The following is a 9,342-nucleotide window of genomic DNA, read 5'->3' on the forward strand; positions in this document are numbered from 1 at the left end:
GAGTGCACGATGACCCAGCCGTCCCACGATGAGCAGGCCGCCGCCAAGGCCGGCGAGTTGGCGGAACAGACCGGTGCGAAGGCCGGGGAGCTGAAGGCGAAAGCCGCCGACCTGGTACAGCAGGCTCAGGACAAGCTGCCCGACCCGGTCAAGGACAAGGCCGCCCACGCCGCCGAGCACGCGCGAGCGGCCGCGGCCCAGGCCGAGCGGCTGTGGGAGGGCAAGGCACCGGAGCCGGTGCGGCACACCACGGCCCAGGGAGCGCGGCTGGCGCGGGACAACCGCAAGCTGCTGCTCGCGGCCGCGGGCGTGACCGTCGTGATGTGGCTGGCCTGCCGCCGCCGAAAGGGGTGAGCCGGGTGAAGGCATCGAAGATCGCGTACAAGCCGGTCGGCTTCGCCCTGGGCGCGGTCAGCGGCATGGCCGCCAGAGCGGTGTTCAAGCAGACCTGGAAGATGCTCGGCCACGACGATGACGCCCCCGGCGCCACCGACGAGGAACGCACCTGGGGCGAGGTACTGCTCGCCACCGCGCTGCAGGGCGCCATCTTCGCCGCGATCAAGGCCGCCGTCGACCGCGGCGGCGCCACCGTCGTCCGCCGTCTGACCGGTACCTGGCCCGGCTGACGCATCCAGGAGGGGCGCCGGTGCGCATGAATACCGGCGCCCCTACCGCGCGGGCAACCGCCCGGAGGGATCACCACAGCACCGCCGCGCCTTCCGCGCCGCCGCCCGGCGGCCGTCCCCAGACCTGACCGGGGCCCCGACCGGTCCCGGCCCAGGCCCCTACGACCCTGGTGGCCGGGCCGTCGGGGTGGGCCTCGCTACAGCCGGGGGTCCACCGGCTCCGACTCCAGGGCCAGCACCCCGAACACCGCCTCGTGGACCCGCCACAGCGGCTCCCCGTCCGCCAGCCGGTCCAGCGCCTCAAGACCGAGCGCGTATTCGCGCAGGGCGAGCGAGCGCTTGTGGCCGAGGTGCCGCTCCCGCAGCCGGTCCAGGTTCTCCGGGCGGGTGTACTCCGGGCCGTAGATGATCCTCAGGTACTCGCGGCCACGGCACTTGACGCCCGGCTGGACGAGACGGCCGTCCCCCTTGCGCACCAGCCCCTGCAGCGGCTTGACCACCATGCCCTCGCCGCCCGCCTCCGTCAGGTCGAGCCACCACCGCACGCCCTCGGCGACCGAGGCCTCGTCCTCGGTGTCGACGACCAGCCGGCGGGTGGGGGCGAGCAGCCGGTTCATGTGCTTCGGGGTGAAGGCGCAGATGGAGTTGTTCGCGGAGGAGTCCAACTCCTCCCGCTCGATGAGCCGGTCGATCATCGCCAGCTGCTGGTCGTGCGGGAGCGCGACGAGGCTGCGGCCGCGCACCGCCAGGATCTGGAACGGTGCCAGCCGGATGCCGTCCAGGCCGTCCGTGCCGCGCGACCCCACCGTGCGCCGCCTGCCGGTCTCCTGCTGCTCACCCGGCCAGCCGCTTGCCGCATCCCCCACCGGCCAGCAGTAGCGCCGGTAGGCCTCGGTGAAGGCGGCCGCGTCCGCGGCGCGTTCGCGCTGCTTGCCGAGCAGGGCGGTCACCTCCACACCGCGCCCGGCGGCCGACTCCAGGGCCGCGAGCGCCCCGGGGAACACGGCGCCCGAGGCCGCGCCCACGGCCGCGTACTGGTTGCGCAGCAGCCCCTCCGCCTTCAGCGACCACGGCATCAGCTCGGCGTCGAGCAGCAGCCAGTCGGTGTCCAGCTCCTCCCACAGGCCCTCGCCGGTGACGGTGCCGCGCAGCCGGTGCAGAATGCGCTCGGTCATCGTCGGGTCGTCGAAGAACGGCCGGCCCGTACGCGTGTACAGCGCGCCCGACACGCCCTCCGGCGCGCCGAAGCGCTCGCTCGCGACCGCCTCGTCGCGGCAGACCAGCACCACCGCGCGCGACCCCATGTGCTTCTCCTCGCACACGACCTGGCGCACCCCGTCCGCCCGGTAGGCGGCGAACGCCTCGCCCGGGTGCTCGAGGTAGCCCTCCTCCCGCGAGGTGGCGCAGGGGGCCATGGTCGGCGGGAGGTAGGCGAGCAGCTTCGGGTCGATGGCGAAGCGGCTCATGACCTCCAGCGCCGCCGCCGCGTTCTCCTCCTTCACCGCGATGCGGCCCATGTGCCGGGTCTCGACGACGCGGCGGCCGTGCACGTCCTTCAGGTCGAGCGGGCGGCCGTCGGCGCCGCCCGGGGCCTCGGTCGTCAGGGGCTTGACCGGCTCGTACCAGACCCGCTCGGCGGGGACGTCCACCAGCTCGCGCTCGGGCCAGCGCAGGGCGGTCATCCGGCCGCCGAAGACGCAGCCGGTGTCCAGGCAGATGGTGTTGTTCAGCCAGGACGCCCGAGGGGTGGGGGTGTGGCCGTAGACCACGGCGGCCCGGCCGCGGTAGTCCTCGGCCCACGGGTAGCGCACGGGCAGGCCGAACTCGTCGGTCTCGCCGGTCGTGTCGCCGTACAGCGCGTGCGAGCGGACCCGGCCAGAGGTGCGGCCGTGGTACTTCTCGGGCAGCCCGGCGTGGCAGACCACCAGCGCGCCGCCGTCCAGCACGTAGTGGCTGACGAGCGAGGCGATGAAGTCCCGCACCCGGTCGCGGAAGGCCGGGTCGGTGGCGTCCTCCTTCTCCAGCTGCTCGATGGTCTCGGCCAGGCCGTGGGTGTGCCGGACGCCGCGGCCGCTGAGGTAGCGGCCGAGCTTGTTCTCGTGGTTGCCGGGCACGCACAGCGCCGCGCCTGAGGCGACCATGCCCATCACCAGGCGCAGCACGCCCGGGCTGTCGGGTCCGCGGTCGACGAGGTCGCCGACGAAGACGGCCGTGCGGCCCTCGGGGTGGGTGGCGTCGACGGGGCGGCCGAGGGGGTCGCGGCGCAGCGCGTAGCCGAGTTCGCCGAGGAGGGTCTCCAGCTCCGAGCGGCAGCCGTGGATGTCGCCGATGATGTCGAACGGGCCGGTGAGGTGGCGCAGGTCGTTGTAGCGGCGCTCGGTGACGATCCCGGCGGCCTCGACCTCCTCCTCGCCGCGCAGGATGTGCACCTTGCGGAAGCCCTCGCGTTCCAGGGACTTCAGCGACCGGCGCAGCTCGCGGCGCTGGCGCGGGATGACATGGGCGGGCAGGTCCGCCCGGTCGGGGCGCTCGGCGTTGCGCCGCGCGCAGACGCTCTCCGGCACGTCGAGGACGATGGCGACCGGCAGCACGTCGTGCGCGCGGGCCAGCTCGACCAGGCTGCGGCGGGCCTGGGGCTGGACGTTGGTCGCGTCGACGACGGTGAGCCGCCCGGCGGCGAGCCGCTTGCCCGCGATGTAGTGGAGCAGGTCGAAGGCGTCGGGGGTGGCGCTCTGGTCGTTCTCGTCGTCGGCGACCAGCCCGCGGCAGACGTCGGAGGAGACGATCTGGGTGGGCAGGAAGTGGCGCCGGGCGAAGGTGGACTTGCCGGAGCCGGTGGTGCCGACGAGGACCACGAGGGACAGGTCGGGCACGGCGAGGCCGCGCTTTGGGGAAGTCATGCGGCCGTCTCCTTCGCGGTCGTGGTGTCGATGTCGTTGCTGGTCTCGGTACTGGTCGCGCTGCCGCCGCCGGTCTCGCTGCTGGTCTCGGTGCCGGTCTCGGTGCCGAGGCGGAACAGCGCGAGCTGGGTCGGCGGACCGACCTCGGGGTCGTCGGGGCCGACCGGCCGGAACTCCACCGCGTACCCATGGCGTTCCGCGACCGCCCGCGCCCAGCCCCGGAACTCCTCCCGCGTCCACTCGAAGCGGTGGTCGGGGTGGCGCACCCGCCCGGCGGGCAGGGTCTCCCAGCGCACGTTGTACTCCACGTTCGGCGTGGTCACCACGACCGTACGGGGCCGGGCGGCGCCGAATACCGCGTACTCCAGGGCGGGCAGCCGCGGCGGGTCCAGATGCTCGATCACCTCGCTGAGCACCGCGGCGTCATACCCGCGCAGGCGGCTGTCGGTATACGCCAGCGACCCCTGGAACAGCTTCACGCGCGCCGAGCGGCGCTCGCTCATCCGGTCCAGGCGCAGCCGCCGGGCCGCCTCGTTCAGCGCGCGCATCGACACATCGACACCGACGATCTCGGTGAACCGCGGGTCCTTGAGCAAGGCGCCCACCAACTGCCCCTGCCCGCAGCCCAGGTCGAGCACCCGGGCGGCGTCGGCCGAGCGCAGGGCGTCGAGGATCGCCTCGCGCCGCCGCACGGCCAGCGGCACCGGCTTGTCCTCGGTGTCGGACCGCTCGTCGACCGCGTTGTCGATCTCCTCCACCTCCGTGTCGTCCGCCTCCGCGAGCCGCACCAGCTCCAGCCGCTCCAGGGCGCTGCGGGTGAGCGACCAACGGCGGGCCAGATAGCGGCTGGTGATGAGCCGCTGCTCGGGGTGGTGCTCGAGCCAGCCCTCGCCGGAGTCGATCAGCTTGTCCACCTCGTCCGGGGCCACCCAGTAGTGCTTGGCGTCGTCGAGCACCGGCAGCAGCACATACAGATGGCGCAGCGCGTCGGCCAGCCGCAGCCCGCCCTCCAGCACCAGCCGTACGTAACGCGAGTCGCCCCACTGCGGGAACCGCTCGTCCAGCGGGACCGGCTCGGCGGTCACCTCCCACCCCAGCGGCTCGAAGAGCCGCACCACCAGCTGGGCGCCGCCGCGCGCGGGGAGGGCGGGCACCTCGATCCGCAGCGGCATCGGCCGCTCCGGCAGCTCGGGCCGCGCCTTGCAGCGGCCCTTGAGGGCACTGGAGAAGACGCTGCTGAGGGCGACGGAGAGCAGTGAGGAGGCGGCGTAGGGGCGGTCGTTGACGTAGTTCCCGAGGGCCGCGTCCGGGGCGCCGCCCCGTCCCTTGCCCCGGCCCCGGCGCACCAGCGCCACCGGATCCACCTCCAGCAGCAGCGCCGCGGTGCAGCGCTCGACCTCCGCTTCGGGGTAGAAGACGTGCGCCGTGCCGTGGGAGGTGGAGAACCGCTGCGCCTTGTCGGGGTGCTTGTGCAGCAGGTACCCGAGGTCGGTCGCGGGGCGCTCGGCGGTGCCGGTGGTGGTTATCGTCAAGAACACCCGTCCGAGTATCGCCGGACCACCGCCGCGTTTCTAATCGTTTAGGCCGCTTCTCCTCACTTCCACTCCCCACTTCTGCTGGTCACTTCCCCTCCTCACTTTCCCTCGTCGGTCATCACGGCCGCCAGCTCCGCGATCCGGTCCGGCCCCACCCGGCAGCAGCCGCCGATGAGCCGCGCGCCCGCGTCGCGCCACGCCTTCACCCGCGCCGGGTCGAACGTCGCCCGGCCGCGCCAGCCGCGGGCCTTGGCGTCCCACTCCTCGCCGCTGTTCGGATAGACGACCACCGGCTTGCCCGTGGTCCCGGCGGCGATCTCCACCGCCCGGTCGGCGTCGCCCGGCTCACAGCAGTTGACGCCGACGGCCAGCACCTGGTCGTTCCCCGCCGCCAGGGCGAACGCCTCGCGCAGCGGCTGCCCGGCCCGGGTGTGCTCTCCCGCGATGCTGTACGACAGCCACACCGGCACCCCGCAGCCCTCGACCGCCCGCAGCAGCGCCTCGGCCTCGTCGGCGTCCGGCACCGTCTCCAGCGCGAGCACATCGGGCCCGGCCGCGGCCAGCGCCTCGACCCGCGGCCGGTGGAACCGCTCCAGCTCGCCGATGCTCAGCCCATAGCGCCCCCGGTACTCGCTGCCGTCCGCCAGCATCGCCCCGTACGGACCGACGGAAGCGGCCACCCACACCGGCCGGCCGGCGCTGTCACCCGCGCCCTCGGCCGCCCGGCGCGCCAGCTCCACGCTGCGCTCCAGCAGCGCCGTGGCCTCCTGCCCGGTCACGCCCCGGCGGGCGAAGCCCTCGTAGGTCGCCTGGTAGCTGCTGGTGATCAGCACCCGTGCGCCCGCCCGCGCATACGCCGCGTGGGCCTCCTCGATCTGCCGCGGGTCGTCGGCCAGCAGCCGGGCCGACCACAGCTCGTCGGAGAGATCGCAGCCCTGCGCCTCCAGCTGATTGGACAGCCCGCCGTCGAGGACGAGCGGCCCCCGCTCCAGGGCAGCGGCCAGTGGCGTACGGCGGGCAGACATCACGGATGCTCCTTGCTCAGGGTGGTGCGGTAGTGCGGTGGTGCTGCGGGCGGTTCAGCCCAGCTGGGCCTGGACCTGGGAGGAAATCAGCTCCAGGTGATCGAGGTCGTCGAGGTCCAGAATCTGGAGATAGATGCGGGACGAGCCGGCCTGCGCATACTGGCCGATCTTGTCGACGACCTCGGCCGGCGAGCCCGCCATGCCGTTCTCCTTCAGCTCGTCCACCTTGCGTCCGATGGTGTCGGCCCGCCGGGCGACCTCGGCGTCGTCCTTGCCCACGCAGACCACCAGCGCGTTGGAGTACACCAGGTCGTCGCCCTTGCGGCCCGCAGCCTCGGCCGCCGCCCGCACCCGCTCGAACTGCCGCTCGCTGTCCTCCGCCGAGGCGAAGGGCATGTTGAACTCATCCGCGTACTGCGCCGCGAGGCGGGGGGTGCGGGTCTTGCCGTGGCCGCCGATCAGCACGGGCAACCGGCCTTGCGCGGGCTTGGGGAGCGCGGGCGAGTCGGTGAGCTGGTAGTGCGTCCCCTCGTATCCGAAGGTCTCGCCGACCGGCGTGCGCCACAGACCGGTGACGATGGCCAGTTGCTCCTCCAGCCTGGCGAACTTCTCCGCCGGGAAGGGGATGCCGTACGCCCGGTGCTCCTCCTCGTACCAGCCCGCGCCCAGGCCCAGCTCCACGCGGCCACCGGACATCTGGTCCACCTGCGCGACCTGTATCGCGAGCACGCCGGGCAGCCGGAAGGTCGCGGCCGTCATCAGGGTGCCGAGCCGGATCCGCCGGGTCTCGCGGGCGATCCCGGCCAGGGTGATCCACGCGTCGGTGGGGCCGGGCAGCCCGTCGACGTCTCCCATCTTCAAATAATGGTCGGAGCGGAAGAACGCGTCGAAGCCGAGGTCCTCGGTGGCCTTGGCGACAGCGAGCAGGGTGTCGTAGCTCGCCCCCTGCTGGGGCTCGGTGAAGATTCGCAGATCCATGGATCCCATCCTGCACTGTCATGCCGCGCCGCCCCACTCCAGCACCGTGAGGTGCCTGAGCATCCCGTGCACCCGGTCCCTCGCCTCGTCCGCCGCGTCGATCGCCTCGACGCACTGCCAGTACAGCGCCTCCTCATCCGTATTGGAGGCGACGCCGACCAGCGCGAAGCCCGCCTCCGCGAGCAGATCACCGAGGGCCAGCAGCACCTCCCTCGGATCCCGCACCTCGGACAGCTGGGCGGCCCGTAAGCCCCCGCTGTGCAAGGCGGGGTGGTGCAGCGCTGGGCGGAACAGGGCGCCGCGCGCCCTGCTCCCCGCCTCGCACAGGCCGCGCGCCTCCGCACGCGCCGCCACCGGGCCACTCATCACGAAGTGGCCGCCGATCGCCTCCGCGAGCGCCTGTATCTGCCATGCCTCGGCCACGATGTCATGCACGGTCCCGGCCTGCGCCAGGGCGTGCCGAGTGACACCGATCAGCCGCATCGCGTCCATGCCCTGATCCCCTCTCAACGGACTTCCCTCACCCGTCACTCCTCCACTACCCAGAGTGATGACTAACGAGCAGAAAAGCTAGGGGAATTCAGGAATCTGTTGACAAGAGTTGCGTTGTGGATAACTTCATCACTACAGAGAGTGACGAAACGAAGATCCCTAACGTCTGGTGGCCGGAAAACGGACCTCATTGCGGTCGATCTTGGCCGCGAGAGCCGCCAGCGCGTCGATCCCCAACACCTCGCAGAACTGGAGCAGATACGCCAACACGTCGGCGACCTCGTCCTCGACCCGGGCCGCGCTCCCCGCCTCCTCCATCACCCGCGCCGACTCCTCGGGCGTCAGCCACTGGAAGATCTCCACCAGCTCCGACGCCTCGACGCTCAGCGCCGTGGCCAGGTTTTTGGGCGTGTGGTACGGCTGCCAGTCGCGCGCCGCGGCGAACGCGGCCAGCCGGCGCTGCAGCGCCCGCACGTCCCGGTCCCCGCACCGCTCCCCGGCCTGCCCCCCGGCCCGCTCATCGGGCTGATCGGCAGACCGGTCGACGGGCTGATCGGCGGCCCGGTCCCGGGGTGATTCATCGGGGTGTCGGTACTCTCGTGCCTCGCTCACACCCCAGGTGTACCACTGTCGTCCCAGTGGCCTCCTCCGCACCCGGCGGATCCGCCACCGGCGCCTCCGCTACTGTCCCCACCAGCCGGATGTGCCCCCGTGCGCACATCCGCGCCGCGACCCTCAGCAGCGCCCGCGCCTGCCGCCGGTCCAGACACCGGTCGAACCCGTCGGCCAGCACCGTCAGCGCCTGCCGCGCCGAGAGCACATCCGCCGCCGGGTCCATCTCCAGCACCCCCGGCCCGGTGAGCAGCACCAGCGCGAGCGCGATATAGCGCAGCTCCCCGTCCCCCAGCCGCTCGACGGGCATCGCCCCCAGCTCCCCCTGCGCCAGCAGGGCCCGTACCACCCCGCCCGCCGGCCCCTCCGTGAACAGGTCCTCCACCGGCCCGGCGCACCCCGCCCGCACCGCCGCGACCAGCGCCGCATGCCGGGTGCCGCACTCCCGGCTGGTGCGCCGCAGCACCGCGGCCAGGTTCTCGCAGCCGCCGCGCAGCCGCCCGTCCCGCGGCGGCGCCGGCGCCCGCATCCGCTCCGGCCGCGGATCGCAGACGAAGACGGACCGCAGGGCGACGACGACCTGCTCGGCCGCGGCCAGCGCGAGCCGCTGCCCCTCGGTCTTGCCCGCCACCCGCAGCGGCAGCAGCGCGGTCGCCAGCCGGTCGTCGGGCAGCGGGGCCCGGGTGACCGCGACCGCCCCCGCCGTATGCCAGGCGGCCTGCACCCGGCGCCGCCCCGGATCACGCAGCGCCGTCTCCAGCAGGGTCTCCCCCGCGCCCGTCATCCGCTCGCCCACGATCCGCAGCTCGGGCTCCGCCTGCACGGCCACATCCAGCCGCACCGGCCCGACCGGGCCGTCCACCGTGCAGCCGATCCGGAAGCCGCGCCGCCCCTGCCCGTCCGGCCGGGCGCGCCGCGGGATGTATCCGGCGGGATCGTGGAAGACCTCCTCCAGCCGCTGGCCGCCCGCCAGGCGCGCGAGCGCCGCGTACGCCTCCAACACGCCGGACTTACCGCTTCCACTCGGCCCGGCGATCAAGGTCAGCGGCCCCAGGGGAAAGGCCGCGCGGCGGTGCGTCTTGAAGGCCGACAGCCTCAACTCCGTGACGATCGGCCGTAGTCCGGATGCGCTCATGCCCCGGAACGTATCTCCCGCGCCGCACCGCCGAACCGT

9 protein-coding genes are annotated in these 9,342 nt (G+C 73.3%); 2 read left to right on the forward strand and 7 right to left on the reverse strand.

Translation table 11 applies throughout. From position 1 onward, the window contains the following. Positions 1-9 precede the first annotated feature (9 nt). Both PV419_RS32045 and PV419_RS32050 read left to right on the forward strand, forming a co-directional pair. On the forward strand, positions 10-354 hold the full coding sequence (locus tag PV419_RS32045; RefSeq protein WP_319694927.1) for a hypothetical protein: 345 nt from the start codon (positions 10-12) through the stop codon (positions 352-354). Positions 355-359: 5 nt separating this feature from the next. Further along, positions 360-626 (forward strand): DUF4235 domain-containing protein, encoded by a 267-nt coding sequence (locus PV419_RS32050; protein ID WP_319694929.1) that lies wholly within the window; start codon positions 360-362, stop codon positions 624-626. A gap of 197 nt (positions 627-823) precedes the next feature. Here PV419_RS32050 and PV419_RS32055 read toward each other — a convergent pair whose 3' ends face one another. The 7 genes from PV419_RS32055 to PV419_RS32085 form a co-directional block, all read right to left on the reverse strand. Continuing rightward, the gene (locus PV419_RS32055) at positions 824-3,526 is read right to left on the reverse strand and encodes a polynucleotide kinase-phosphatase (RefSeq protein ID WP_319694931.1); all 2,703 of its coding nucleotides are present in this window, start codon (positions 3,524-3,526) and stop codon (positions 824-826) included. Further along, positions 3,523-5,064, reverse strand: a complete 1,542-nt coding sequence (locus PV419_RS32060; protein WP_319694933.1) for a 3' terminal RNA ribose 2'-O-methyltransferase Hen1 — start codon at positions 5,062-5,064, stop codon at positions 3,523-3,525. Before PV419_RS32060 ends, PV419_RS32055 begins: the two co-directional genes overlap by 4 nt. Before the next feature lie 95 nt (positions 5,065-5,159). Then, the gene (gene mmuM / locus PV419_RS32065) at positions 5,160-6,086 is read right to left on the reverse strand and encodes a homocysteine S-methyltransferase (RefSeq protein ID WP_319694935.1); all 927 of its coding nucleotides are present in this window, start codon (positions 6,084-6,086) and stop codon (positions 5,160-5,162) included. Positions 6,087-6,140: 54 nt separating this feature from the next. Continuing rightward, entirely contained in the window at positions 6,141-7,064 is a 924-nt protein-coding gene (locus tag PV419_RS32070; RefSeq protein WP_319694936.1) for an LLM class F420-dependent oxidoreductase, read from the reverse strand. A gap of 18 nt (positions 7,065-7,082) precedes the next feature. Continuing rightward, the gene (locus PV419_RS32075) at positions 7,083-7,556 is read right to left on the reverse strand and encodes a DUF6099 family protein (RefSeq protein ID WP_319694938.1); all 474 of its coding nucleotides are present in this window, start codon (positions 7,554-7,556) and stop codon (positions 7,083-7,085) included. Between the two features lie 159 nt (positions 7,557-7,715). Further along, positions 7,716-8,030 (reverse strand): nucleotide pyrophosphohydrolase, encoded by a 315-nt coding sequence (locus PV419_RS32080; protein ID WP_319695131.1) that lies wholly within the window; start codon positions 8,028-8,030, stop codon positions 7,716-7,718. Between the two features lie 103 nt (positions 8,031-8,133). Beyond that, entirely contained in the window at positions 8,134-9,303 is a 1,170-nt protein-coding gene (locus PV419_RS32085) for an ATP-binding protein (protein ID WP_319694940.1), read from the reverse strand. Positions 9,304-9,342 lie beyond the last annotated feature (39 nt).

This window comes from Streptomyces sp. ME19-01-6 (genome assembly GCF_033793745.1).
Lineage (GTDB): Bacteria > Actinomycetota > Actinomycetes > Streptomycetales > Streptomycetaceae > Streptomyces.